The sequence below is a fragment of the Polynucleobacter paneuropaeus genome, from assembly GCF_003261235.1.
Classification (GTDB): Bacteria; Pseudomonadota; Gammaproteobacteria; order Burkholderiales; family Burkholderiaceae; genus Polynucleobacter; species Polynucleobacter paneuropaeus.
The window spans coordinates 957,487-981,776 of the sequence record NZ_CP030085.1 but is presented as its reverse complement, the minus strand read 5'-3'; the positions used below and the strand labels follow the sequence as shown (position 1 = coordinate 981,776).

The 24,290-nt window shown below is 45.2% G+C and carries 29 protein-coding genes; 20 read left to right on the top strand and 9 right to left on the bottom strand.

The window, feature by feature from the left end; genetic code table 11:
• Positions 1–4: 4 nt before the first annotated feature.
• Genes trpA through Pas1_RS05185 form a run of 7 tightly spaced genes read left to right on the top strand, consistent with a single transcriptional unit; the run spans position 5 to position 7,272 of the window.
• Positions 5–802, top strand: coding sequence for a tryptophan synthase subunit alpha (gene trpA / locus Pas1_RS05215; RefSeq protein WP_112295173.1), 798 nt, complete (start codon positions 5–7; stop codon positions 800–802).
• Positions 803–809: 7 nt separating this feature from the next.
• Positions 810–1,691: an acetyl-CoA carboxylase, carboxyltransferase subunit beta gene (gene accD, locus Pas1_RS05210; protein ID WP_112294691.1), complete on the top strand. Its 882-nt coding sequence runs from the start codon at positions 810–812 to the stop codon at positions 1,689–1,691.
• Between the two features lie 32 nt (positions 1,692–1,723).
• On the top strand, positions 1,724–3,046 hold the full coding sequence (gene folC, locus Pas1_RS05205; protein WP_192874748.1) for a bifunctional tetrahydrofolate synthase/dihydrofolate synthase: 1,323 nt from the start codon (positions 1,724–1,726) through the stop codon (positions 3,044–3,046).
• 3 nt (positions 3,047–3,049) lie between these two features.
• Positions 3,050–3,904 carry an SPOR domain-containing protein gene (locus tag Pas1_RS05200; RefSeq protein ID WP_112294690.1) on the top strand — a complete coding sequence of 285 codons (855 nt, stop codon included), beginning with the start codon at positions 3,050–3,052 and terminating at the stop codon, positions 3,902–3,904.
• Positions 3,904–4,458 (top strand): CvpA family protein, encoded by a 555-nt coding sequence (locus Pas1_RS05195; RefSeq protein WP_112203911.1) that lies wholly within the window; start codon positions 3,904–3,906, stop codon positions 4,456–4,458. Before Pas1_RS05200 ends, Pas1_RS05195 begins: the two co-directional genes overlap by 1 nt.
• 4 nt (positions 4,459–4,462) lie before the next feature.
• Positions 4,463–6,001, top strand: a complete 1,539-nt coding sequence (gene purF / locus Pas1_RS05190) for an amidophosphoribosyltransferase (protein ID WP_112209182.1) — start codon at positions 4,463–4,465, stop codon at positions 5,999–6,001.
• 59 nt (positions 6,002–6,060) lie between these two features.
• Complete coding sequence (locus Pas1_RS05185) at positions 6,061–7,272, top strand: O-succinylhomoserine sulfhydrylase (RefSeq protein ID WP_112294689.1); 1,212 nt, start codon at positions 6,061–6,063, stop codon at positions 7,270–7,272.
• Here Pas1_RS05185 and Pas1_RS05180 read toward each other — a convergent pair.
• Positions 7,259–8,383, bottom strand: coding sequence for an ABC transporter ATP-binding protein (locus tag Pas1_RS05180; protein ID WP_112294688.1), 1,125 nt, complete (start codon positions 8,381–8,383; stop codon positions 7,259–7,261). The two genes, Pas1_RS05185 and Pas1_RS05180, sit on opposite strands and share 14 nt — an antisense overlap.
• On the bottom strand, positions 8,383–9,036 hold the full coding sequence (modB, locus tag Pas1_RS05175) for a molybdate ABC transporter permease subunit (protein WP_112209184.1): 654 nt from the start codon (positions 9,034–9,036) through the stop codon (positions 8,383–8,385). The genes Pas1_RS05180 and modB overlap by 1 nt, the downstream gene beginning before the upstream one ends.
• Before the next feature lie 119 nt (positions 9,037–9,155).
• Between modB and soxY the strand changes: the two genes are divergently transcribed.
• The 13 genes from soxY to Pas1_RS05110 all read left to right on the top strand — a co-directional run bounded on the left by soxY (position 9,156) and on the right by Pas1_RS05110 (position 19,628).
• On the top strand, positions 9,156–9,608 hold the full coding sequence (gene soxY / locus Pas1_RS05170; RefSeq protein WP_112205822.1) for a thiosulfate oxidation carrier protein SoxY: 453 nt from the start codon (positions 9,156–9,158) through the stop codon (positions 9,606–9,608).
• 53 nt (positions 9,609–9,661) lie between these two features.
• The gene (gene soxZ / locus Pas1_RS05165) at positions 9,662–9,970 is read left to right on the top strand and encodes a thiosulfate oxidation carrier complex protein SoxZ (protein ID WP_112203921.1); all 309 of its coding nucleotides are present in this window, start codon (positions 9,662–9,664) and stop codon (positions 9,968–9,970) included.
• Between the two features lie 62 nt (positions 9,971–10,032).
• On the top strand, positions 10,033–10,794 hold the full coding sequence (gene soxA / locus Pas1_RS05160; protein ID WP_404824875.1) for a sulfur oxidation c-type cytochrome SoxA: 762 nt from the start codon (positions 10,033–10,035) through the stop codon (positions 10,792–10,794).
• Positions 10,795–10,798: 4 nt separating this feature from the next.
• Positions 10,799–11,413 (top strand): sulfur oxidation c-type cytochrome SoxX, encoded by a 615-nt coding sequence (gene soxX, locus Pas1_RS05155; protein ID WP_112294687.1) that lies wholly within the window; start codon positions 10,799–10,801, stop codon positions 11,411–11,413.
• A 12-nt stretch (positions 11,414–11,425) separates the two neighbouring features.
• Positions 11,426–13,150: a thiosulfohydrolase SoxB gene (gene soxB, locus Pas1_RS05150; RefSeq protein WP_192874769.1), complete on the top strand. Its 1,725-nt coding sequence runs from the start codon at positions 11,426–11,428 to the stop codon at positions 13,148–13,150.
• Positions 13,151–13,228: 78 nt separating this feature from the next.
• Positions 13,229–14,350 carry a YeeE/YedE family protein gene (locus tag Pas1_RS05145; protein WP_112294685.1) on the top strand — a complete coding sequence of 374 codons (1,122 nt, stop codon included), beginning with the start codon at positions 13,229–13,231 and terminating at the stop codon, positions 14,348–14,350.
• A 15-nt stretch (positions 14,351–14,365) separates the two neighbouring features.
• A complete protein-coding gene (locus Pas1_RS05140; RefSeq protein WP_112294684.1) occupies positions 14,366–14,797 on the top strand; it encodes a YeeE/YedE family protein in 432 nt (143 codons plus the stop codon).
• 7 nt (positions 14,798–14,804) lie between these two features.
• Positions 14,805–15,242 (top strand): YeeE/YedE family protein, encoded by a 438-nt coding sequence (locus Pas1_RS05135; RefSeq protein ID WP_112203931.1) that lies wholly within the window; start codon positions 14,805–14,807, stop codon positions 15,240–15,242.
• A 45-nt stretch (positions 15,243–15,287) separates the two neighbouring features.
• Entirely contained in the window at positions 15,288–15,632 is a 345-nt protein-coding gene (locus tag Pas1_RS05130) for a TIGR01244 family sulfur transferase (RefSeq protein ID WP_112294683.1), read from the top strand.
• 11 nt (positions 15,633–15,643) lie between these two features.
• A complete protein-coding gene (locus Pas1_RS05125; RefSeq protein WP_112203935.1) occupies positions 15,644–16,063 on the top strand; it encodes an acyl-CoA thioesterase in 420 nt (139 codons plus the stop codon).
• An 8-nt stretch (positions 16,064–16,071) separates the two neighbouring features.
• A complete protein-coding gene (mnmH, locus tag Pas1_RS05120; protein WP_112294682.1) occupies positions 16,072–17,142 on the top strand; it encodes a tRNA 2-selenouridine(34) synthase MnmH in 1,071 nt (356 codons plus the stop codon).
• Between the two features lie 43 nt (positions 17,143–17,185).
• Complete coding sequence (locus tag Pas1_RS05115) at positions 17,186–17,908, top strand: queuosine precursor transporter (RefSeq protein ID WP_112294681.1); 723 nt, start codon at positions 17,186–17,188, stop codon at positions 17,906–17,908.
• A gap of 112 nt (positions 17,909–18,020) precedes the next feature.
• The gene (locus tag Pas1_RS05110) at positions 18,021–19,628 is read left to right on the top strand and encodes an ABC-F family ATPase (RefSeq protein ID WP_112203941.1); all 1,608 of its coding nucleotides are present in this window, start codon (positions 18,021–18,023) and stop codon (positions 19,626–19,628) included.
• On the opposite strand, the gene Pas1_RS05105 is transcribed toward Pas1_RS05110, so the two are convergent.
• The 7 genes from Pas1_RS05105 to Pas1_RS05075 form a co-directional block, all read right to left on the bottom strand.
• Positions 19,625–19,807, bottom strand: a complete 183-nt coding sequence (locus Pas1_RS05105) for a DUF1289 domain-containing protein (RefSeq protein WP_225971507.1) — start codon at positions 19,805–19,807, stop codon at positions 19,625–19,627. The genes Pas1_RS05110 and Pas1_RS05105 overlap by 4 nt on opposite strands.
• Before the next feature lie 80 nt (positions 19,808–19,887).
• On the bottom strand, positions 19,888–21,072 hold the full coding sequence (locus Pas1_RS05100) for a GNAT family N-acetyltransferase (protein ID WP_112294680.1): 1,185 nt from the start codon (positions 21,070–21,072) through the stop codon (positions 19,888–19,890).
• 5 nt (positions 21,073–21,077) lie between these two features.
• Complete coding sequence (gene gloA, locus Pas1_RS05095) at positions 21,078–21,464, bottom strand: lactoylglutathione lyase (protein WP_112203946.1); 387 nt, start codon at positions 21,462–21,464, stop codon at positions 21,078–21,080.
• 4 nt (positions 21,465–21,468) lie between these two features.
• The gene (locus Pas1_RS05090) at positions 21,469–21,765 is read right to left on the bottom strand and encodes a BolA family protein (protein ID WP_112209196.1); all 297 of its coding nucleotides are present in this window, start codon (positions 21,763–21,765) and stop codon (positions 21,469–21,471) included.
• Positions 21,765–22,310 (bottom strand): septation protein A, encoded by a 546-nt coding sequence (locus Pas1_RS05085; protein WP_112203950.1) that lies wholly within the window; start codon positions 22,308–22,310, stop codon positions 21,765–21,767. The genes Pas1_RS05090 and Pas1_RS05085 overlap by 1 nt, the downstream gene beginning before the upstream one ends.
• An 18-nt stretch (positions 22,311–22,328) precedes the next feature.
• Positions 22,329–22,748: a peptide-methionine (R)-S-oxide reductase MsrB gene (msrB, locus tag Pas1_RS05080; RefSeq protein ID WP_112294679.1), complete on the bottom strand. Its 420-nt coding sequence runs from the start codon at positions 22,746–22,748 to the stop codon at positions 22,329–22,331.
• A gap of 14 nt (positions 22,749–22,762) precedes the next feature.
• Complete coding sequence (locus tag Pas1_RS05075) at positions 22,763–24,229, bottom strand: protein adenylyltransferase SelO (RefSeq protein ID WP_112294678.1); 1,467 nt, start codon at positions 24,227–24,229, stop codon at positions 22,763–22,765.
• Positions 24,230–24,290 lie beyond the last annotated feature (61 nt).

Sequence of the window (24,290 nt, the reverse complement as noted above, 5' to 3'; positions counted from 1 at the left end):
GTTCATGTCCAAAATTACTGCACTTTTTCAGGAACTCAGAGCTACTGGTAAAAAAGGATTGATTCCTTTTATTACTGCAGGTGATCCTCATCCAAACCAAACAGTTGAACTCATGCACGCATTAGTGCGTGGTGGTGCGAACGTCATTGAGTTGGGAGTTCCTTTTTCAGATCCTATGGCCGATGGGCCCGTGATTCAACGATCTTCTGAAAGAGCCTTGTCTCATAAAGTGAGTCTGCATAGCTGTATTGAAATGGTGAAGACTTTTCGTGAAAAGGATCAAAAGACTCCTGTAGTTTTAATGGGCTACGCAAATCCTGTTGAACAAATGGGAGCCGAGCGTTTTGCTCGTGAAGCAAAAGCCGCTGGAGTTGATGGTGTCTTGGTGGTGGACTATCCACCTGAAGAATGCACTGAGTTTGCCGTGCTCATGAAAGCCGCTGGTGTTGATCCTATTTTCTTATTGGCACCAACTTCTTCACAGGCTCGCATTCAGGAGGCAGCCAAAATTGCATCGGGCTATATTTACTATGTATCGTTGCGTGGCGTCACTGGCGCATCGAATCTGAATACTCAAGATGTAGCGAGCATCATTCCGCAAATCCGCGAAGTGAGCAATATTCCGATTGCAGTGGGTTTTGGTATCCATGATGCCGCTAGTGCTAAAGCGGTTTCACAAACTGCAGACGCCGTTGTGATTGGTAGTCGTATCATCCGTCTCTTAGAAGAGGCCCCAGAAGGTGAGGCGGTACAATCACTAGAGCGCTTCATACATGAAATTCGGATAGCCTTAGACAGTTGATATCAATATGAGTTGGATCGATAAGTTACTACCGCCCCAAATTCAGCAAACAGATCCTGCCAATCGCAAGTCTGTACCTGAGGGTCTCTGGGTTAAATGCCCCGCTTGTGAAGCTGTGCTCTATAGCACTGATATTGAAGCCAATTTGTCCGTCTGTCCTAAATGCAGTCACCATATGCGCATTTCTGCACGCCAACGTTTGGATAGCCTCTTGGATCCCAAAGGCCGATATGAAATCGGTGCGGATATATTTCCAGTTGATGCCCTCAAATTTAAAGACTCCAAAAAATATCCTGATCGTCTGAAGGAGGCTGCCGATGCCTCTGGTGAATCTGAAGCGCTGATTGTGTTGGGTGGAAAAATTGAGAGTATTTCAGCCATAGTAGCTTGCTTTGAATTTCAATTTATGGGTGGCTCGATGGGCTCTGTAGTGGGCGAGCGTTTTACCCGTGGCGTACAAGAGGCTATCGATAAAAAATGTGCCTTCATTTCAATCACTGCAACTGGCGGTGCCCGTATGCAAGAGAGTCTGCTCTCTTTATTTCAGATGGCCAAAACCAATTCCATGCTGACATTGCTCTCTAAAAAAGGTTTGCCTTACATTAGCATCTTGACTGACCCCACCATGGGCGGTATCTCTGCCAGCTTTGCATTTATGGGCGATGTTGTGATTGCTGAACCTAAAGCCTTGATTGGCTTTGCTGGTCCCCGCGTGATTGAACAAACAGTGCGTGAGAAGCTCCCCGAGGGCTTTCAACGTTCTGAGTTTCTGATGCAAAAAGGTGGTATTGATATGATTGTGGATCGCCGCCAGCTGCGTTCTGAAGTAGCCCGTTTACTGGCATTACTTCAGCAAATGCCTGAGCCAGATAGCTCCAGCTCTCATTAATTTGTAATCAATCCTATCAACATTAGCTGAATTTGTCTAAGGTCCAAAATCCAACCCTGTTTTCTAGCCTCCCGGCTTGGCTCACCTACCTAGAATCGGCTCATCCTGTCGGCATCGATATGGGCCTTGATCGCATTAATCGAGTCAAAGCTGCTTTAAATCTTCAATTCAATTGTCCAGTAATCACGGTTGCGGGTACGAATGGCAAGGGGTCTACGTGCGCTTATTTGGAGGCCATCTTATTGGCCGCTGGATATCGAGTGGCAATGCATACGTCGCCCCATTTACTGCGCTTTAATGAACGTGTAAGAGTGAATGGTGTCGAGGTCTCTGATGCGCTTCTATTAGAGTATTTTGCAAAAGTAGAACAGGCAAGGGCTAGCCTTACAGATGCTCCAACATTAACCTACTTTGAGTTCACAACTCTGTCCATCATGTTGCTGTTCTCTGAAACACCATTGGATGCAGTCATTCTGGAAGTCGGCATGGGTGGGCGTTTAGATGCTGTGAACTGCGTTGATGCGGATTGTGCGATCGTTACTAGCATTGATATTGACCACGCTGATTTCTTGGGAAGTACTCGTGAGGCTATTGCTTTAGAAAAGGCAGGAATATTTCGTGAAGGAATACCTACTATTTGTGCTGATCCCGTTCCGCCTCAATCCTTGATTGACTATGCTCAAAAACTGCAATGCGATCTATGGCTACAAGGTCGAGATTTTCAGTTTCTGGGTGATAAACAGCAGTGGGGTTGGAGCGGCAGAGGTAAACGGTTTAGTGGCTTAGGCTACCCAGCTTTGAGAGGTGCCAATCAGATTCTCAACGCGAGTGGTGTCATTGCCGCCTTAATGGCCTTACACCAGCGTTTACCAGTGAGCGCCCAGGATATCCGCAATGGATTTGCTTTAGTTGAATTGCCCGGACGCTTTCAGGTTCTTCCTGGACAGCCAACGGTGGTGTTGGATGTGGCTCACAACCCCCATGCTGCTGCTACTTTAGCGCAAGGCCTTGATAAGATGGGCTACCACCCCTATACCTACGCAGTATTCGGCGCCATGGCTGACAAAGATATAGCTGGCGTGATTAAGCCTTTTCTAGGCATTGTGGATTTTTGGTATTGCACCGATTTGCCTACCCCCCGAGCCGCCAGTGCGCAGGCTTTAGCCTCCCAGCTAGAGCAGTTGGGGGTGCAGGTAAAAAATGGTCAAGACGGGGGCATTGAAAGCTTCCAAAGTCCTGCTTTAGCCTATGAAAAAGCCCTTTCTGAGGCTGGAGAGGGTGATAGAATTATCATCTTCGGATCCTTCTATACTGTTGCAGGCGTAATGGCTTATCGAAACAACCAGGCGCATTGATCCATGATTCGTTTACCGCAGCTTTTTAAGCGAAAATCGCAGTCTGATGACCTTCAAAGAGGGTCAGCTGGAACACGTCGCACTCCTAAAAAAATGACGGGCCGCGCTTTTATTCGTTCCCAAGAAAATGAAGAGCCTGCTTTAACCGAAGATCCTGATATTCAACGAGCACGCCACCGTTTAATCGGCGCAGGTGTTTTGGTAATTCTGGCTTTTATTGCCTTGCCCAGAATCCTGGACAGCAAGCCTAAGCCTGTCAATAACGACATTGCTGTAAATATCGTTACGAGTTTGCCAGTTCCTGGCATGAATTCTGAGACAGCAACTGCGCAATCGACCCCATCTTCTGTAGCGCCTATTGCTCCAGTACCTTCTCCAGCACCTAGCAATAAAGTCGAGGCTAAGTCGGATACCAATAAGTTGGACGCAAATACAAATACAAGTCAAAACCAAACTCCACCAGCAGTAAGCGCTACTGATACAAAGCCCAGCGCACCACCAGTTCCCGCTAAATCAGCAGCTTTAGGATTGGCGGCGGGTGAAGAGGTGATTGCTGCGACTAATAAGACCAAACCCAAGACAGATACACCAGCAACCAAGCCTGCTAGCAATACCCCCGGCAAGTTTGTGATTCAGATCGGTGCATTTGCATCTGAAGATCGCGCCAATGGCTGGATCACCAAGATGAAAGATCAAAAGATTCCAAATTACGTTATTAATAAAACCGCCCCTGACGGTGCAAAATTATTTGTTTTGAGAGCGGGTCCCTTTACGGATAAGGAAAGCGCTGAGGCGGCAGAGAAAAAAATTAAGGCTATGGGACTCAATAGTCGCATTGTGGAAACCGGTAAATCCTAATGGACCTCATATCCACCTTAAAGCTAACAACGGTGGATTACTTCACCCTAGTGGTATTACTTGCTTCGGCCTTAATTGGTATCTCACGCGGTTTATTTAAAGAAGTTCTCGCCCTTGCTTCCTGGTTTATTGCTGCTTGGGTTGCTTACCGGTATAGCAGTTATCTTTCTTTAGAGTGGCTATCCAGTTTCCATCTGGAGGAGCTCGTTAGTCTTGGTGCTAGCTTCTTGATTCTGTTTGTTTTGACACTCATTGCTTGCGGTCTGCTCGGAGGCGTTGTACAAAAGATTATTCTCTCTGCAGGATTGAGTTTGACAGACCGTTTTTTGGGCTTAATTTTTGGTCTCATGCGCGGTGTGCTGGTTGTTGTCGTTTTAGCAACACTGGCGCTATTAACTCCTATCCCCCAAACAGTCGCCTGGCAACAAGCCTTAACGAGACCTGCGATTGAAACAGCTGTAGGTTTTATTAAAGGCTGGCTACCAGAAGATTGGGCTAAGCAATTAAATGATGCAGTACCGAAAGTAGTTATTCCATTAACCATAGGGAATTAGACATATGTGTGGCATTGTCGGAACAGTCTCCCATGCACCAGTAAACCAACTACTGTATGACGCCTTATTGCTCTTGCAACATCGTGGTCAAGATGCTGCAGGGATAGCAACGATGAATGGCAATTCATTCACGATGCATAAAGCCAATGGTTTAGTACGTGACGTGTTTAGAACACGCAATATGCGCAGCTTAGTCGGCAATGCTGGAATCGGCCAGGTTCGATATCCCACCGCGGGTTCAGCCAGCAGCGAAGAAGAAGCGCAACCTTTTTACGTCAGCGCCCCATACGGGATTATCTTGGCACACAACGGCAATCTTACGAATGCACCCAGCTTGCGCGTTGAAATGGCTTACCGTGATCGTCGCCATATTAATACCAGCTCTGATACTGAAGTTCTACTAAACGTACTGGCTGATGAGCTTCAAAAAGAAACCAATAGTGCCGCTTTAGATGAGGGCGCAATGTTCAATGCCATCACCGGCGTAACTAAACGTGTGAAGGGCTCATACGCTGTCGTCGCTTTAATCGCAGGTTATGGTTTATTAGCCTTTCGTGATCCATTTGGAATTCGGCCACTATGTATCGGTCGTATAGATACTTCTAAGGGACCAGAGTGGATGGTGGCCTCTGAATCCGTTGCTTTAGAAGGCCTTGGATTTACCTTTGTGCGTGATGTAAACCCAGGTGAAGCAATCTACATCGACCTGGATGGTAATTTTTATTCAAGGCAGTGCGTTACAGAAGCAGTTCTGACGCCTTGCATCTTTGAATATGTGTATATGGCTCGCCCCGACTCTACTATTGATGGGGTCACGGTCTATAACGTGCGGATGCGAATGGGTGATTATCTCGCAGAGAAGATTCGTAAAGAAACGAATGTCAAAGAGATTGATGTTGTGATGCCAATTCCAGATTCAAGTCGGCCAGCTGCAATGCAGGTAGCTAAGCGCTTAGGGATTGATTATCGTGAAGGCTTCTTTAAGAACCGCTATATCGGCCGCACCTTCATCATGCCAGGTCAAGCAGTCCGTAAAAAATCGGTACGGCAAAAGCTCAACGCGATGCGGATTGAATTCAAAGACAAAACCGTTTTGATTGTGGATGACTCGATTGTGCGCGGAACTACCTCATATGAGATTGTGCAAATGGCGCGTGAGTCAGGTGCTAAGAAGGTTATTTTTGCTTCGGCAGCACCGCCCGTGCGCTTCCCTAATGTCTATGGCATTGATATGCCAACCCGGAGCGAGCTGGTAGCTTATGGTCGTACCGATGAAGAGATCAATAAATTGATTGGGGCTGACCAGCTTATATATCAAAGCGTCGAGGACATGAAGCAGGCTGTTCGAGATATTAATCCTGAGCTCAAAAACTTTGAGGCCTCCTGCTTTGATGGTAATTACATTACTGGGGATATCAACGATTCCTATTTGGATGCTTTGGAGGCGGCCCGCAACACGAGTGCTGCAAAGGCAGATCGAGCGGGTGATCCGAGTGACTTTGCCCGTTCACAACTGCATTTGCATCTGGCGACAGAAGACTAAAAACGACACAGAATGCCTCAATTTGAGGCATTTCTTTTATTTGGTGTCAAAATAGCAGTATGAAAAGTAAATCCAAACGACCTCAGGCTGATTTATCTAAGCTAGCGCTAGAGACTATCGCTGTCCGAGCCGGCACACGTCGTACAGAAGAATTTCATGAACATTCTGAGGCACTTTTCCTCACATCCAGTTTTTGTTTTGATAGTGCAGAGTTGGCCGAAACCGGTTTCGCAAATGCAGATAAGGGATTTATCTATTCTCGTTTCACCAATCCAACGGTCAGCATGTTTCAAGATCGATTGGCTGCACTAGAAGGTGGCGAAGCTTGTATTGCGACTTCCTCTGGCATGTCTGCTATTTTGACAACAGCAATGGCGCACCTGCAGGCTGGTGACCACGTAGTTTGTTCTCGCTCGGTATTTGGTGCAACCATTCAGCTATTTAGCAGTATTTTGAGCCGCTTTGGCATCACCACAACTTACGTTGATTTGGTGGACCCTAAGGCGTGGCAGTCTGCTGTGCAAAAAAATACCAAACTCTTTTATCTTGAAACACCTTCTAATCCATTAACCGAGATTGCAGATATCAAAGCCATTGCAGCAATTGCGAAGAAGGCTAAGGCATTATTTGTTGTGGATAACTGCTTTTGCACACCCGCTTTACAAAAGCCTTTAGAGCTTGGCGCGGATGTTGTCATACATTCAGCAACAAAGTATCTAGACGGTCAAGGTCGGGTAGTAGGTGGGGCCATTGTTGGCAAAAAATCATTTATCAACGGCAAAGTCTTCCCATACGTTCGTACCGCAGGACCAACACTTTCGGCTTTCAATGCTTGGGTTTTTCTAAAAGGACTTGAGACCCTGGAATTGCGGATGAAACAGCAAAGTCAAAATGCTTTGGCGCTTGCTCAGTGGATAGAGAAGCAGCCCGGCGTTGAACGTGTTTATCATCCCGGTCTCAAATCCCATCCTCAACATGCGCTAGCTAAACGTCAGCAAAAAGAGGGCGGTGCTATTCTTTCCTTTGTATTAAAGGGCGGTAAGCGTTCAGCCTTTAGATTGATCAATCAAACTAAGCTTTGTTCGATTACTGCCAATCTGGGTGACACGCGCACAACCATTACTCACCCAGCAACAACTACACATTGCCGAGTTTCACCCCAAGCAAGAAAAGAAGCTGGAATAGTTGATGGACTTGTTCGTATTGCAGTCGGTCTTGAGAACGTTAATGATTTGATCAACGACCTCAAGGGTGGTTTCAAAGCCCGATAGCACTTCCAGATTCCTGTAGCCGTCTAGGATCGTTAATTGGTCTTAATGGCATGATGTGAATTTGCTGGGCATCAAACTCAATATGGGCTTCACTACCGAGCTGTATTGCTAAGCGCTTGATCTCTGCTGAAGAGGCCTCCCAATTCACCACAACGTCGCTGCCTTTAATTAGAAATTGAATTGAAGCAATCTGACCAATGCTGCTTAACTGAATGACAGTAGCAGCTAAAGTCTTAGGCATTATTTGTGAATGAACGCTGATTCCACTTTGGGGTATCACCCATGCTACCTTTTGACCTGCCGGAATTTTTCCTTTATCAACCACCTGAAAGACGTGCGGCGATCCATCCAAGCTTAAGGCCCCAGCACTAAATACACCCCTAAAGATATTATTAATGCCGACGAGTTGGGCGACACGGCTATTGCGGGGTTTTTGGAATAGCACCCTTGGACTTGCAGTTTGTAAGCTGATACCTTGATCAATCACGGTGATGCGATCTGCCAATAGGCTGGCCTCTTTCAAATCATGTGTAACCAAAAGAATCGGAATGTTGAGTTCTTTGCGAATACTCGCCAAGGTTTTATACAGATCTTGACGAGTTGGAATATCAATCGCTGAAAAGGGTTCATCTAATAACAAAACCTTTGGTTGCCTGGCTAAAGCGCGCGCTAATGCAACCCGCTGTTGTTGTCCACCAGAAAGCTCTTGTGGCATTCGCTGAGATAGTTCTGAGATTCCCAATTTATCGAGCCACTTTTGCGCAAGCTGTAGTCTTTCGATGGAGTCTGGATGGTGTTTCCGCAGTGGAATAGCAACATTTTCTAATGCGTTGAGATGGGGAAATAGCGCATATTGTTGGAACAGAAACCCGCAAGAGCGGTCAGCCGTTGGTAGATTGACATTAACTTTGGCATGATCAGCACTAAACCAATCAATATCAGCGCACTGAATCAAGCCCTCGTCTGCCTGCATTAATCCTGCGATGACTCTTAAAGTACTGGTTTTGCCGCTACCGGAGGGGCCGACTAAGGCATGCAGTTCGCCTGGCAGGCATTCCAGTTGAATCTGCAGTGGCATTGGAGCAGTTTGGCTAATTTGTAGCTTTAGCATTACCGCTCACCTGAACGTTTCTGTCCATTGCGTGGACTAAATACGCCGTAAGACAGTGCAATCGCAATCAGGGAAATACCCAAGAGCAGTAAAGAGAGTTTTCCTGCACCAGTGCTATCTAAACTCTGAACTCGATCATAGATCGCAATGGATGCAGTCTTTGTTTCCCCAGGAATGGCACCGCCAACCATGAGAACAACTCCGAATTCACCCAATGTATGAGCAAAGGTAAGCGCAGAGGCGCTCAAAATACCACGCCATATCAAAGGCAACTCAATAAACCGAAAGGCTTGCCAAGGTGATAGACCACAGACTTTAGCGGCTTCACGTATTTGAGGATCAATAGCCTCGAAGGCACGTTGGATGGGTTGGATTGCAAAGGGTAGATTCACGATTAAAGAAGCAATCAGAATTCCAGTAAATGAAAAAACGAGTGGAACACCGAAAAATGTTTTACCGCTAAACCCGAGCAAGAAGTAGTAGCCCAGAACAGTTGGAGGTAAAACCAAGGGCAGGGCTAATCCAGCCTCAAGCCAAGCCTTCATTGACCCCGTATTTAAAAGTTGATAAGCGCACCAGACCCCAAGTGGGATCATGATCGCTAGCGTCCAAAGGGCAAGCTTGAGAGATAAATAAATTGAGTCCAAATCCATTAGAACTCGATTGTATTGCGGTATTTGGGGAAATCTAGGGTCAAATTAGGCTAATATTAGGCAATAAAATCAATAATTTGGCTTAATGCCGGTTAATTAGGAAATTCACAGAAATGGTCATGAACGAGCAACGCAGAGCTTTATTAAAGTATTCAGCAGTATTTGGTTTGATGTCCTCGGCTGGTTTAATTTCTACTGCGCAAGCAGAGGAGTGGAATAAGGCGGCTTTTGAAGGTAAAAGCTTGGATGAAGTGTTTAAGGCTTTAGGAGCATCCAGTCCCGATAAGTCCTCAACAGTCGTTTTAAATGCGCCTGATATTGCGGAGAACGGGGCCGTTGTCCCAGTTAGCATCACGAGTAGCTTAAAGGCAGATCAAATAGCGATTTTGGTGGAGAAGAATCCAGCGGTATTAGCCGCTCAATTTTTCATCCCGAATGGCACCGAAGCATTTGTGACTACCAGAATCAAAATGGGCCAAAGCTCTAATGTCTACGCCTTAGTGAAGACAGATGGCAAGTGGGTCATGGCTGTAAAAGAAATCAAAGTAACTTTAGGTGGCTGCGGCGGCTAATTACGCGCAGTGGAGCTACGCACGCAAGTAATCATATTTAAGAGGAATACAGAATGTCTGATCCAATGCGCATAAGGGCCACAGAAAAAGATGGCATTGTGGATGTAAAAATTTTGATGAAGCACGATATGGAATCAGGGCAGCGGAAAGACGCATCTGGAAAACTGATCCCTGCTTGGTTTATCAATATGCTCAATGTCAAAGCCCAAGGTAAGGATGTATTCAATGCAGAGTTTGGCCCTGGTGTCTCTAAGGACCCTTTCCTGAACTTCAAATATAAGGGATCCAAGGGAGATAAGTTGGTCGTCAATTGGATTGATACCAAGGGCGATAAACGAACTGATGAAGCCACGGTTTCTTAATCCCCATTCTCATGTCTAATCTGCTTGCGAAAAAAATGAAATGGATTTCAGTGCTTGCTCTGATGTGCTGGAGTCTTCAGGCATTTTCACAATCGACTGCTGACGACATTGCTAAGTATCGCGAGATGATTGCAGACGGCAATCCATCAGAGCTCTACGAGATGGCTGGCGAAGAGTTATGGAAGAAACCTGCTGGCCCTAAGAATGCTTCCCTTGAGAAATGCAATTTAGGCTTAGGCCCAGGCGTAGTTGATGGCGCTGCAGCCCAACTTCCCAGATACTTTAAAGATACCAACCGGGTACAAGATCTGGAGTCACGTTTAATGACCTGTATGGAAACGCTTCAGGGCATTTCTTTGCAAAGCATTATTGATGCGAAGTTTGGTGAAGGACCCAAAAAAGAGATGGATGCGATCGTAGCCTATGTAGTGACGCATTCGAAGGGTAAAAAAGTACAGGTAAGTATCTCGCATCCTCAAGAAAAGGCGATGTATGAGATGGGTAAGCAGGCTTTCTATTTTGAGGCCGGCCCATTTGATTTCTCGTGCGCTTCATGCCATGGTAGCGATGGCAAGCGGATCCGTTTACAAGATCTACCCAACCTCACTACTCGTGAGGGAGCGATAGCGGGCTGGGGTTCTTGGCCTGCCTACCGAGTTTCTAGTGGCCAATTTTGGACTATGCAACAGCGTTTGAATGATTGCTTTAGACAGCAACGCTTTCCTTTCCCAATTTATGGTTCAGATGTGACCATCGCTTTATCGATGTATATGGCCAAGAATGCCAACGGCGGTATTATTCAAACGCCTGGCCTGAAGAGATAACACCATGAAATTTTTTCTACCCATTCTGCTTGCCTTGCTTTGGTCTTCCACCACTGTCTACGCTCAACAAAAGCAGGATTCTCAATTCAATCGCATGATGAAAGACAGCTTTCGGTCCCAAGGGATAGCGGGGCTTGACCGTATCGTTCAAGATGCTACTCAACGATTTTGTTCCGATCCTAAATTTGCGTCTAGTCCTGCCGGGTTGAAAAAAGCAGAGGAGCTTCAAAAGCTCAATATGGCAACGATTGCGCCACCATCTGATGGTCAGTATCTAGGAGACTGGAAAAACGGAGAGGCTATCGCCCAAAGTGGTCGTGGTGATACGTGGTCAGATAGTGCCTCAACTCCAAATGGAGGTGGTTGTTATAACTGTCATCAGATCAATCAAAAAGAAATTGCCTATGGCAATATTGGCCCAAGCCTGTGGAATTACGGCAAGAACCGTGGGTATTCACAAGAGGTAGTGAGTTATACCTGGAATCGGATTAGTAACTCTAAAGCTTACAACGCCTGTAGCAATATGCCACGCTTTGCCTATTTCAAAATTCTGGATCAAAAGCAAATTCAGGATCTGATGGCTTTGTTATTAGATCCCGCATCACCCGTTAATCAGTAATTAACGATGTCGATCAATCGAAGGGAGTTTTTACAAACTCTAGCCATTGCCTCTGCTGGTGGTTTAGGCCTTCATTCCTCTTTTTCAGCTGCGCAGAAGTCTGCAGATCAATTTTATGAAATACCAAAGTTTGGTAACGTTCATTTGCTGCACTTTACAGATTGCCATGCGCAGTTGCTGCCAATGTATTACCGTGAACCTAATGTCAATATAGGGATTGGTTCGCAGATGAACCGTATGCCGCATTTAGTTGGCGACTATTTTCTGAAGGCAAATCACCTATCTGCTGCCACTCGTGATGCCCATGCCTTTACCTACCTCAATTTCACCGATGCTGCGAATAGCTATGGGCGGATGGGGGGCTTTGCGCATCTAGCAACCCTAGTTAAGCAATTGAAAGCATCTAGACCAGGTGCACTGTTACTCGATGGTGGCGATACTTGGCAGGGCTCTGCAACAGCGCTTTGGTCAAATGGTCAAGATATGGCTAATGCAGCACTAGCTCTAGGCGTTGACATTATGACTGCGCATTGGGAGATGACACTCGGTGAAGTGCGCGTTATGGAAATTATTAACACCGATTTCAAAGGCAAGATCGAGTTTTTAGCTCAAAACATCAAGACTACCGACTTTGAAGATCCCGTTTTTCCATCATATTCATTAAGAAATATGAATGGAGTGCAGGTCGCTATTATTGGGCAAGCTTTTCCCTATACGCCAATTGCCAATCCGGCTTATTTCACTCCAAATTGGACTTTTGGTATTCAAGAAGAGCATCTGCAAAAGACAATCGACGAAGTTGTCAAAAAGGGTGCCAAAGTCGTTGTTTTACTCTCGCATAACGGTATGGATGTAGATTTAAAGCTGGCATCGCGTGTGCGTGGGTTGCATGCTATTTTGGGCGGCCATACCCATGATGGTGTGCCAATTCCGGTGAAGGTAAAAAATCCTGGCGGTATTACCTTAGTGACTAATGCAGGTTCAAACGGTAAATTCTTGGGCGTTCTTGATTTTGATGTTAAAGGCGGCAAGCCCGTTGATTTTCGATATCAGCTCTTACCCATTTTTTCGAATTTGATTCCAGAGGATTTATCTATGGCAAATCTTATTCAAAAAATGCGTAGTCCTTATGAGTCTCGCCTGCAAGAACCGTTAGCAACTACAGATGCACTCTTATACCGACGCGGAAACTTTAATGGTAGCTTTGATCAATTGATTTTGGACGGTTTGCTTGCTCAAAAGGATGCTGAGATCGCATTTTCACCAGGATTTCGTTGGGGAACAGCTTTGCTACCGGGTCAATCAATCACGATGGAGCAACTACTCGATCAAACTGCGATTACTTATCCCTACACCACAGTCAATATGATGTCAGGATCAACGATCAAAACCGTTCTTGAAGATGTTGCAGACAACCTATTCAACCCAGATCCGTATTATCAACAGGGTGGTGATATGGTTAGAGTCGGGGGGCTTCAGTACAGCATTGATCCTGCTGCTTCAATGGGCAATCGAATATCCGAAATGCATCTAAACGGCCAAATAATTGATGCAGACAAAAATTACAAAGTTGCAGGTTGGGCTCCAGTCAGCGGGGAATCTAAAGAAAAGGGTGGTGAGCCTATTTGGGATCTGGTGGCACGGCATCTTAAAGAGATCAAAACGGTTAAGGCACGTCGTTTAAATACCCCAACTATCCGAGGTATGAAAGCGAACCAAGGAATCGAAGATATTTAGGGTTTTTTCTGTTGTAGCCCTTAAAATAATAGGATTCCTTACAAACTAACTCCCTTGATAACTCGATAATCTTAGGCTATGAATACTGTAGACATCGTGTCGCAAAGCCATACCGTTTTATGGTTTGCATTTGCTATCACCTTTGCGCTTGGAGCTGTGATGCAAAAAACGTCTTTTTGCACCATGGGAGCCATCGCTGATGTCATTTTGATGGACAGCTGGGATCGTGTTAAGCAATGGTCTCTCGCTATTGGCGTTACTATTATCGGCTTTGCTTTGATGAGTACTTTTGGTGTGATTGATCCGCTCAAGAGTATTTACACCTCTAGCAAATTATTAATTCTTTCTACTTTGATAGGAAGTACATTATTTGGCTTGGGTATGATGCTCGCTTCGGGCTGCGGTAGCAAAACCTTAGTGAGAATTGGTGGTGGCAATTTAAAGTCACTCATTGTTTTCTTGGCATTAGGTTTAAGTGCTTACATGACTCTCAAAGGATTTTTGGGCGTCATTCGGGTCAATACACTCGATACCGTTTTCATTTCTCTTGCTACTGCGCAAGATTTACCCAGTATTTTGAGTGGTCTTACCGGCTTGGTGCGCACAGAACTTCACTTGATTCTTGGAGTCGTGATCGGTGGCGCATTTGTTTTGTTTGCCTTAATTCGTAAATCCTTTTGGAGCGCCGAAAATCTTCTTGCAGGAATTTTTGTGGGCTTAGCTATCTGTGCTATTTGGTGGGTATCTGGCTATCTTGGCTATGTTGCCGAGGATCCAAATACCCTAGAGGAAATTTTTATTGCCAGTAATTCAGGAAAAATGGAGAGTCTTTCATTTGTGGCTCCCTATGCTTATACGCTAGATTGGTTGATGTTTTATAGCGATGTCTCCAAGGTGCTGACCATCGGCATTGTTGCAGTAGTGGGAATGATTCTAGGCTCTGCTTCTGTTGCCATTGCTACAAAATCCTTTCGATGGGAATCCTTTCGCAATTCAGAAGATACCGCCAATCACCTGATTGGAGGGGTGCTCATGGGCTTTGGAGGGGTAACTGCTCTGGGTTGTACTATTGGTCAGGGCTTGAGTGGTGTTTCTACTCTGGCATTGGGTTCATTCTTGGCTTTGCCTGGTTTCGTCTTGGGTGCCTATTTGGGGCTAAGATATCTGCAATACAGGATGTCACCCAAACCGTGCGATTAATTTTGAAAGCGTAATATGCAGATTGATTGGCTAGCCTTCACACCAGGACCCTCATTATTAGGGGGAGTCTTATTAGGCATTGCCACTTCTGCATATGTTCTTCTTCATGGTCGCATCTTAGGAATTAGCGGAATTGTTGGCGGCTTGTTGCGACCCGTCAAACAAGCATGGATCTGGAGAATCGTACTTCTCCTTGGCATCCTGACCTCGCCAATATGGTCGATCTTCTTATTCGATATGTATCCAGTGCAAATCATTGAAGCAAATTGGCCTATTGTCATCGTTGCTGGCTTACTGGTTGGCTTCGGCGCTCAGTATGGATCGGGATGTACCAGCGGTCATGGTATCTGTGGATTATCTCGTTTATCACCGCGCTCCTTAGTTGCTATTGTTTCTTTCATGATCTCAGGATTTGCAGTCGCGTATATCCTGCGTCATCTCTTGTGAGAATGTCATGAAAAAACAGTTCAGCTTACTCAGTCAATATTTTATCGGTGTGCTTTTTGGTTTTGGATTAATGATTTCAGGGATGAGTAATCCTCAAAAAATCCTGAATTTTCTCGACATCACTGGTCCTTGGGATCCCTCACTGCTGTTTGTCATGCTTGGTGCCGTCTTAGTTGGTCTTTGCGGCTTTTATGTTGTATCCAAAAGATCGCAGTCTTTTTTTGGTGGAACACTTCACTTACCAGCAAAAAAGGAAATTACTAGACCATTAGTCATTGGCAGTCTGATATTCGGGGCAGGCTGGGGCTTGGCTGGTTTCTGTCCGGGGCCAGCTATTGTCGCCCTAGGCGTAGGCCATCTTAAGGCCTTGGTATTCATTCTAGCGATGTTGGCTGGCATGGAAATCTGTGAACGTTTCTTTATGGGCAGCCCAAAAGCAGACTGATTTAAAATCGCATCACATTAACAGTTTGAATATATTGAGGTTTTTATGAGTCTTACAATTGCTTGTCACAATGACGCCTTTGGTAGCACCGGTCAAATCGAGCCGATGCAGCTCGAAGAAATTGTCGCCCAAGGTTACAAGAGCGTGATCAATAATCGCCCTGATTTTGAAGGTGGTCCAAGCCAACCCCTAAATGAAGTCATCGAAGCCAAGGCGAAGAGTTTAGGTTTGCAATACGCTTATCTCCCTGTAGTCAGCGGTTCGATTACCCCTGAGCAAGTTATAGAGATGGCGCGATTACTCAAAACTTTACCTGGTCCGATCTTGGCATTCTGTCGCTCTGGAGCTCGCTCTACCAATCTGTATCAGCTAGCCCAACAAGTTCGCTAAGGCTGCTTCGAATGCGGATCGAGATACCTGAAAATAAAAAGCTGGTTCATGAAAGTATCATCCCGATTCGTTGGGGGGATATGGATGCCTATCGTCACATCAACAATACAGTCTATTTTCGCTATATGGAGCAAGCCAGAATTGAATGGATTGCGGCGATGGGATATTCAATGGATACGACTATTGAAGGCATGCTGATGGTTAACGGCTTCTGTAATTTTATTCAGCAAATTACCTATCCAGGCGATTTATTAGTCAAGACTTATGTCGGCAACATTGGCAAATCCAGTGTTGATGTCTTTAACACGATGGCCCTCACTACAGAGCCCGAAGCCCTATGTGCAGCCGGTGGCGCAACCATGGTCTGGGTAGATCTGCAGGCTAATAAATCGATGCCTTGGCCAAAACATGTTTTAGATAAGCTCTCCTAGGAAAGCGATTGCAGCCTAAGAATTCACACATTCTGGCAATTGCTCAGTTCGGAAAAGAGCACAATCAATTCGATGCGATCATTGATGTTCGCTCACCCGCTGAATTTGCTTTAGACCATATTCCTGGCGCAATCAATTTCCCCGTTCTCAATAATGAAGAACGAGTCAAGATCGGAACACTTTACAAACAAGTATCACCCTTTGCCGCTAAGAAACTGGGAGCTGCGATCGTTTCACGCAATATTGCACAGCACTTAGAACAATCCTTTCTGGACTTTCCTCGTGAATGGCGTCCTTTGCTGTATTGCTGGCGTGGTGGAGAGCGTAGTGGTGCGTTTACCCATGTCCTCAATCGTATTGGTTGGAAGGCGATGCAATTGGAAGGTGGTTATCAAGGATTTCGCAGGGTAGTCATCGATGACCTAGATCTGGCTGCCAAGCAATTTCAATTCCAGGTGATCTGTGGAATGACTGGTTCAGGTAAGACGCGCATCTTGCATGAACTACAGGCCCTTGGCGCTCAAGTTTTAGATTTAGAGGGCCTTGCGATTCATCGTGGCTCTGTCTTGGGTAATGAGCCTGATATTGATCAACCATCTCAAAAAGGTTTCGAGACGGCGCTATGGAATGCCTTGCATGATCTTGATCCCAACAAACCCGTATTTATTGAATCTGAAAGCAAGAAAGTCGGTGGTGTGCATGTACCTGATGCCTTGATGGAAAAGATCCGTCATGGCCGATGCATTGAGTTGAGATCCAGCGTTGCAACCAGAGTTTCATGGCTCTTACACGAGTACGCCCATTTTTTAACGGACACGACTACATTTAAAGAGAAATTGGCTTTACTTACTTCCCGCTATGGGAAAGTTCAAATTGCTGAGTGGTTGACCCAAATAGATGCTGGACATTTTGATGCCTTGGTCACGGATTTGCTAGTGAAGCACTATGATCCAGCCTATCAATCCTCGATTGTGAGGAATTTTCCTCAATATCGCCCTGATTTATTTGTTGAACTTCAAGATGATAGTGATACTGCCTTTGCTGGCGCTAGTCAAAAAATTATCAGCAAATTTGCCTAAAGAATAAGATAATCCAACTAAATAAAATATCCAATTATTTGATATGACAGATTCAGCAACAGAGCCAATAAGACACTACCGCTATTACGATTTGATTTTGGCCGCTTTTGCAGTCATTTTGCTGTGCTCCAATTTCATTGGCGCTGGTAAAGCTGCAGTAATTGATCTTCCTTACTATGGCCCATTTATTTACGGTGCCGGAATCCTGTTCTTCCCGATTTCCTACTTCTTTGGCGATATCTTGACTGAAGTCTATGGCTATGCCCATGATCGTAGAGCGGTTTGGATGGGATTCGCTGCTCTTGCTTTTGCAGCCATCATGGCACAAGTCGTTATTGCCTTACCGCCTGCACCTGGAGCCTATATGGCAAAGTATCAGGAGGGCATGGAGACCGTTTTTGGTAACTCTTGGCGGATTGCCTTAGCGTCCATGATCGCCTTCTGGTGCGGTAGCTTTTCCAACAGCTTTGTCTTGGCTAAGCTAAAGATTCTCACAAAAGGACGCCATCTCTGGATTAGGGTGGTTGGCTCCACTGGAGTTGGCGGCTTTGTTGATTCTTCCCTGTTCTACATGCTCGCTTTTTATGGCCTATGGCCCACTAACGAAGTAGTTCAGGTTGCGGTAGCCCAATTTTTCTTAAAGACCGCATGGGAAATTTTGGCTATCCCTTTAACCTATTTGGTCGTTAATTTCCTCAAGCGTAAAGAAAATGAGGACTATTACGATACTGATACCAACTTCACCCCATTCAGGGTAAAAGTCTAATTTCCTGTCTTTTACGATAGACCCGTTAAAATAGCGGTCTTAGCTGCCATTGGGCTAGCAAAGCTAAAAATCCATATTTTGTAAATCGCATCTCTAAAGGCTAGAAACATTCGTGCTTACTGCATCTAATATCACCATGCAATTTGGGGCTAAGCCCCTGTTTGAAAACATCTCCGTCAAGTTTGGTGGCGGAAATCGCTATGGTTTGATCGGTGCTAACGGCTGCGGTAAATCTACCTTCATGAAAATCTTGGGAGGCGAATTAGAGCCTACCAGCGGTAATGTCAGCTTAGATCCCGGCATTCGTCTTGGTAAGTTACGTCAGGACCAATTTGCTTATGAGGATGTACGCGTTTTAGACGTCGTGATGATGGGTCACGAGGAGATGTGGAATGCTGCAGCAGAGCGTGATGCAATTTACGCCAATCCAGATGCCACCGATGAAGATTACATGAAGGCAGCCGAGCTTGAAGGTAAGTATGCAGAATATGGTGGCTATACCGCTGAAGCCAAAGCAGGAGAACTGCTGCTCGGTATCGGCATTCCGATTGAACAACACACCGGCCTGATGAGCAATGTGGCGCCTGGTTGGAAATTACGTGTATTGCTTGCTCAGGCCTTATTTTCGGATCCCGATGTCTTGCTGTTAGACGAACCTACCAATAACTTAGATATCCATTCGATTCATTGGCTCGAAGATATTTTGAATGATATTAAGAGCACTATTGTCATTATTTCTCACGATCGTCACTTTTTAAATGAAGTTTGTACTCATATGGCAGATATGGACTTTGGAACTCTAAAGGTCTATCCTGGTAACTATGATTCTTATATGCTTGCTTCAGTACAGGCACGCACACAGCAACTGAGTTCTAACGTGAAAGCCAAAGAAAAGATTGCTGAATTACAGGCATTCGTGGCGCGATTCTCTGCAAATGCATCAAAAGCACGTCAAGCTACTTCACGGCAACGTCAGCTAGAAAAAATCGAGATTGTGGAAGTAAAGCCATCTTCTCGTCAGAATCCGTTTATTCGTTTTGATGCCGATAAAAAACTACATAACATGGCGGTTGAGTGCAATGCACTGACTAAAGCATATGACCGCACCATTTTTAAGAACTTCAAACTTGGAGTAAGAGCAGGTGAGAAGATTGCGATCATTGGGCAAAACGGTGCAGGTAAAACTACTCTGCTCAAAACCATTCTCAGCAAACGTTTTGAGGGTATTGCGGCGGATAGTGGTGATGTCAAGTGGGCAGAAAATGCCAATGTGGGTGTAATGCCTCAAGACAATACCGAGATGTTTGCTAAAGATGAGCTTCTCATGGATTGGATGAACAATTGGCGTAATACTGGCGATGATGACCAGTCTATTCGTGGGACATTAGGACGATTGCTCTTTTCTGGTGACGACATTGGTAAGTCTGTCAAAGTCTTATCCGGGGGTGAAAAGGGCCGAATGATCTGGGGCAAGCTCATGCTCCAGAAATATAACGTCTTAGCGATGGATGAGCCAACCAATCATATGGATATGGAGTCTATTGAAAGTTTACAAATTGCTCTTGAGAAATTCGACGGCACTTTGATTTTCGTATCGCATGATCGTGAATTCGTATCTGCTTTGGCCAATCGCATTTTGGAAGTCAAGATGGATGGCACTGTGAACGATTATTCTGGAACCTACGAAGAATATCTTCGTAGCCAAGAATTGGCTGGCTAATCTCGATTTTTTATTTCTTTAGCTTGGCGTTGAAAGCGCATTGCTGTTCCTTCTGCGCGAATTCGGTTCCAGACTTGAGTCTTTTCTTCAGGATTCAAAAAAACCCAATTGCTCACCTCGGCCAAGGTACGACCGCAGCCTTGGCAAATTTCATCATAGAGAGTGGTGCAGACTCCAATACATGGGGAGTCAGATTCTGCATCCCCGGTTGATAAGGAATTAGCGCTATCGTTTGCGTTTTGGAGGTAGTTATTGTTACTCACGCTAGTACTGTATTCGATTTCAGAGGACTGTGCTCAGCAAGCTCATCAACGTAAGCTGCCATGCCAGCGCGCTCTCTAGTTAGAAAGTGTTTGACTGCTTGTGAAAATTGTGGATTTGCAAGCCAGTGGGCCGATTGCAGAGTCTGCGGCATAAAGCCTCTCGCCATCTTATGTTCACCTTGGGCGCCGCCTTCAAAGGTCTGAATTCCTTCAGAAATACAGTATTCGAGGGCCTGGTAATAGGCAGTCTCGAAATGTAAGCAGGGGATATATTTGAGTGCACCCCAATAACGACCATAGGCTTTGCTTTCTGCTTTATCAACGACCAATAATGAGCTTGCTATTCGATTACCACCTTGGCTGGCTATGATCAGGTGCAAATGATTTGGCATCGCCTTGGAGAGCTTTAAAAAGAATTCAGGGTTTAAATACGGACTGGAATGATGTTCTAAATAGGTTTGTGCATAGCAATCGTAGAAGAATTTCCAATCTTCTGGAGTCGATTGTTCACCAGGGATATGCTGGAACTCAACGAGCTCTTGCTGAACTTGGGCCCTTTCATGACGAATATTCTTGCGTCGTTTTTTATTTAATGCCTCAAGAAATTGTTCAAAACTTTTGTAAGCTTGATTCTGCCAATGAAACTGGACCGAATCTCGCAACATAAAATCATGATCTACAAGTAATTGAATTTCATTTTCACTGGGAAAGAGGATGTGTACTGAAGATAGATCATTCTCCAGGGCAACACTCTTTAAGCCAGTAATCAACAATTCTTGAATAACCTTTGCATGTTCGCCTTCTTTAACCAAGATTCTGGCGCCCTGAACTGGTGTAAAGGGAATTGCACTCAGCACTTTGGGGTAGTAAGATTTGCCGAGCTGGTGATAAGCCTCTGCCCAAGCCCAGTCAAATACAAACTCACCATAAGAATGCTGCTTCAAATAGAGAGGGATGGCTCCAACGAGCCTATCTTGCTGATCTTTAGCAATCAGATGCGTAATTTGCCAGCCTGTTTTGGCCCCGACGCATTCAGTTTCTTCCAAGGCACTGAGAAAGGCATGTCTTAGGAATGGTCCAGCATGGGCAGGGAGAAGGGCATCCCACTGTTCAGGGCTAACTTGAGATAGCCTATCGATAAGAACAAGTCGATAGGGTGTGTCGTTGAATTCAGTTTGCACTGCACTTATTCTTGAATTAACTCAATCTTATATCCATCGGGATCACCAACAAAGGCAATGATGGCATCTCCGCCCTGTACAGGACCTGCCTCACGGGTAACGTTTCCACCAGCAGCTTTAATCTTCGCACAAGCCGCATAGGCATCAGGGACTTGGATCGCAATGTGTCCATAAGCAGTCCCCATTTCATAGGAATCAACCCCGTAGTTATAGGTTAACTCTATCTCAGCTTGTCCATCTTCATTACCTCTACCAAAACCTACAAAAGACAAAGCGTATTTTTGCTCCGGACGAACGGTTGTTCGAAGCAGATTCATACCTAAGACCTTGGTATAAAAATCAACTGAGCGCTGCATGTCGCCAACTCGGAGCATGGTATGGAGAATCATCATGTCGCTATTCACTTTCTTGGGGTGCTATTTCATGAGGTGCATAGGCATGAATGCTTAGCGCATGAATTTCCGCAGGAATATGGTCTTTCAGGGCCGCATAGACTGCACGATGCCTTGCAACAGAGTTAAGACCATTAAATTCAGGAGCAACCAGATGAATTCTGAAGTGTCCACCACCACTGGCAGCACCAGCATGACCAGCATGTAAATGGCTCTCGTCTTCGATCTCCAGATGCGAAAGCTTAAAGGCCTTGTACAAATCGCTTGTGAAGCGCTGGATTCTCTCTTGATTTTGGGTCATTAACTAGCTTGCTCCATGTGTTTGGAAAGCCACACGCCTTGCAATATGACAAACACGATCAGAAGCCCAGTACTACCGAAGAGTTTGAAGTTCACCCAGGTATCTTCAGAGTACTCAAATGCGACGTATAAATTCAGTGCCCCCATGAAAAAGAAAAAGAGGGCCCAAGCTGCGTTTAATTTTTGCCAAGCTGTTTTTTCACTATGGGGCTTTAGAGCAATTTGCTTACCCATCAGAACTTGTATCCAATTTTTCTGAAAAAAATGTGCACTAATCAGTAGCGTGCCAGAAAATAACCAGTACAGGGCTGTGGGCTTAAGTTGGATAAAAGTTTTGTCATGCAGAAAGATGGTTAGGCTTCCGAAGACCACAATGAGAACTAGGCTAACCCATTGCATGGCATCAATTTTGCGATGACGGTAATAGACCCAGAGGATTTGACCGATCGTTGCTACCATCGCAACAATCGTTGCTGTATAGATATCCGCAACTTTAAAGGCAATGAAAAAGAGGATGATTGGAAAGAGATCAAATAAAAATTTCATATACAGATTATGCCGTGATTAGCTCTCATCTATGGAGTTCGTCTTCAAAGCCAGATCGCTGGGCTCAAAACGCAGAGATGCAGAATTAATGCAATACCTTAGTCCAGTAGGGGCAGGGCCATCCTCAAATACATGACCTAGATGGGCATTGCAATTTGAGCAACGTACTTCGGTCCGGATCATGCCATGGCTGCTATCTTTTACCTCTTGTATTGCTGCTGTATTTTCAGGAGCGCTATAGCTCGGCCAACCACAACCCGCATCAAATTTAGTATTCGACATAAACAGAGGCGTATGGCAGCAAACACACTGGTATTGACCCTGATCCCAATGATCCCAATACTTCCCAGTAAATGGTCTCTCAGTCGCGGCTTCTCTGGTAACTTTGTATTCAATATCGCTTAAAGCAGATTTATATTCAGCATCCGTTTTTTTCATGTTGACTCCAGTAATTATGATGAGCAGCTTACTTCAACAGCGCGATGCTCAATAGAGGGTGGATTGGCGTAGGCTTCATTATCTTCTTGCTCATCAAAGGGATGCTCCAAAATACCCAATAGTTTGCTGACCTCAGAATAGTCATGTGCTTGAGCCTTTTCAATAGCATGTTGGGCTAAATGATTGCGCAAAATAAATTTTGGATTACAAGCCTTCATGAGTATCTTCCTTTTTTCATCAACACTCTTCTCGGATTGAAGTCTATGACCATAATCTTTAAACCATTCATCAATGACTGCAAGATGATTAAATAGATCGCGAGCCTCTTTGGGAGGTTGAAGATTGATAGAGTCGTAGTTAGCAAGTGCTCTAAAGAAGAAGGTGAAGTCTACCCTAGCATCGTGCATTGTTTGAAGCAATCTTTCGATGAGGGTGATGTCCTCATGTTGGCTTGTCTGCAGTCCTAGCTTAGTCCTGAATAAACTCTGCCAGTTGTTAGTATAGATCTTCGGAAATTCTTCTAAAGCAGTTCGCAATAATGTCTGTGCTATTTCGCTGGGGTGCTTGAGTTCAAGCAGGGGGCACATGGCACTGGCTAAGCAGGCCATATTCCAGTGCATGATTTGGGGTTGACGATGATAGGCATACCGACCACTGGTATCACTATGGTTACAAATATGATCAATCTGGAAATGATCTAAAAATCCAAATGGACCATAGTCGATGGTTAAGCCCAAGGCGCTGATGTTGTCGGTATTCAATACCCCATGGCAGAACCCAACCGCCTGCCATTGAGCGACTAAGCGTGCAGTTTTTGCTGAGATCGCTTTGAATAAATCAAGATATGGCTCAGTACTTGATTGGCATTCTGGATAAAAGTGCTTGATCAAGTAATCGGCAAGCTCTTGCAAGCGACCTTGCTTTTGTAGCGATGCGTAATGCTCAAAATGACCGATACGAAGAAAACTGGGAGCAAGTCGCGTACATACTGCAGCAGTTTCAATTTCCTCCCTGTGCACTGGTTCGTTTGAACCCACTACGGCAAGTGCTCGACTAGTTGGAATGCCTAAGCCGTGCATAGCCTCGCTACAGAGAAATTCTCTAATTGAAGAGCGGAGTACTGCACGACCATCTCCCATTCTGGAATAGCGGGTTTTTCCAGCGCCTTTGAGTTGCAGCTCCTGACCATGTATATCGCCCAGTAAGATTGCTCGGCCGTCACCTAATTGGCCTGCCCAAACACCAAATTGGTGGCCGCTGTAGGCGGTAGCAATGGGTCTGTCGAATTGGTGAGATCCATGATCAAGGCGATTGCCTGCAAGTACCTCAAGCCATTTAGGATCTTTTGGGTATTTGTCTTGTCCTAAGGGAATATCAATCAGCTTGGCGGCTGAAGCAGAAAAAGCGACCCAATAAGGATCGGGTAAGGGGCTGGGATTGACTTGATGTAATACATCGTCGCCTTGCAGTAAAAATGCCATAGTTTGTCTATTCTAGGGGGATTCTAGAAACTGGGTTGACACCGTAAAAGAGATCAACAAT

Excerpts from the sequence above, each read along its gene's own strand:
- purF (WP_112209182.1), top strand. The coding sequence starts at position 4,463 with ATGTGTGGCATTGTCGGAACAGTCTCCCATGCACCAGTAAACCAACTA.
- msrB (WP_112294679.1), bottom strand. The coding sequence starts at position 22,748 with ATGAAAAAAACGGATGCTGAATATAAATCTGCTTTAAGCGATATTGAA.
- Pas1_RS05075 (WP_112294678.1), bottom strand. The coding sequence starts at position 24,229 with ATGGCATTTTTACTGCAAGGCGACGATGTATTACATCAAGTCAATCCC.
- soxY (WP_112205822.1), top strand. The coding sequence starts at position 9,156 with ATGAACGAGCAACGCAGAGCTTTATTAAAGTATTCAGCAGTATTTGGT.
- Pas1_RS05130 (WP_112294683.1), top strand. The coding sequence starts at position 15,288 with ATGAGTCTTACAATTGCTTGTCACAATGACGCCTTTGGTAGCACCGGT.
- accD (WP_112294691.1), top strand. The coding sequence starts at position 810 with ATGAGTTGGATCGATAAGTTACTACCGCCCCAAATTCAGCAAACAGAT.
- Pas1_RS05135 (WP_112203931.1), top strand. The coding sequence starts at position 14,805 with ATGAAAAAACAGTTCAGCTTACTCAGTCAATATTTTATCGGTGTGCTT.
- soxZ (WP_112203921.1), top strand. The coding sequence starts at position 9,662 with ATGTCTGATCCAATGCGCATAAGGGCCACAGAAAAAGATGGCATTGTG.
- Pas1_RS05085 (WP_112203950.1), bottom strand. The coding sequence starts at position 22,310 with ATGAAATTTTTATTTGATCTCTTTCCAATCATCCTCTTTTTCATTGCC.
- Pas1_RS05145 (WP_112294685.1), top strand. The coding sequence starts at position 13,229 with ATGAATACTGTAGACATCGTGTCGCAAAGCCATACCGTTTTATGGTTT.
- gloA (WP_112203946.1), bottom strand. The coding sequence starts at position 21,464 with ATGATGATTCTCCATACCATGCTCCGAGTTGGCGACATGCAGCGCTCA.
- Pas1_RS05180 (WP_112294688.1), bottom strand. The coding sequence starts at position 8,383 with ATGCTAAAGCTACAAATTAGCCAAACTGCTCCAATGCCACTGCAGATT.
- Pas1_RS05195 (WP_112203911.1), top strand. The coding sequence starts at position 3,904 with ATGGACCTCATATCCACCTTAAAGCTAACAACGGTGGATTACTTCACC.
- Pas1_RS05185 (WP_112294689.1), top strand. The coding sequence starts at position 6,061 with ATGAAAAGTAAATCCAAACGACCTCAGGCTGATTTATCTAAGCTAGCG.
- Pas1_RS05125 (WP_112203935.1), top strand. The coding sequence starts at position 15,644 with ATGCGGATCGAGATACCTGAAAATAAAAAGCTGGTTCATGAAAGTATC.
- modB (WP_112209184.1), bottom strand. The coding sequence starts at position 9,036 with ATGGATTTGGACTCAATTTATTTATCTCTCAAGCTTGCCCTTTGGACG.
- soxA (WP_404824875.1), top strand. The coding sequence starts at position 10,033 with ATGTGCTGGAGTCTTCAGGCATTTTCACAATCGACTGCTGACGACATT.
- Pas1_RS05140 (WP_112294684.1), top strand. The coding sequence starts at position 14,366 with ATGCAGATTGATTGGCTAGCCTTCACACCAGGACCCTCATTATTAGGG.
- trpA (WP_112295173.1), top strand. The coding sequence starts at position 5 with ATGTCCAAAATTACTGCACTTTTTCAGGAACTCAGAGCTACTGGTAAA.
- Pas1_RS05115 (WP_112294681.1), top strand. The coding sequence starts at position 17,186 with ATGACAGATTCAGCAACAGAGCCAATAAGACACTACCGCTATTACGAT.
- Pas1_RS05200 (WP_112294690.1), top strand. The coding sequence starts at position 3,050 with ATGATTCGTTTACCGCAGCTTTTTAAGCGAAAATCGCAGTCTGATGAC.
- soxX (WP_112294687.1), top strand. The coding sequence starts at position 10,799 with ATGAAATTTTTTCTACCCATTCTGCTTGCCTTGCTTTGGTCTTCCACC.
- Pas1_RS05090 (WP_112209196.1), bottom strand. The coding sequence starts at position 21,765 with ATGACCCAAAATCAAGAGAGAATCCAGCGCTTCACAAGCGATTTGTAC.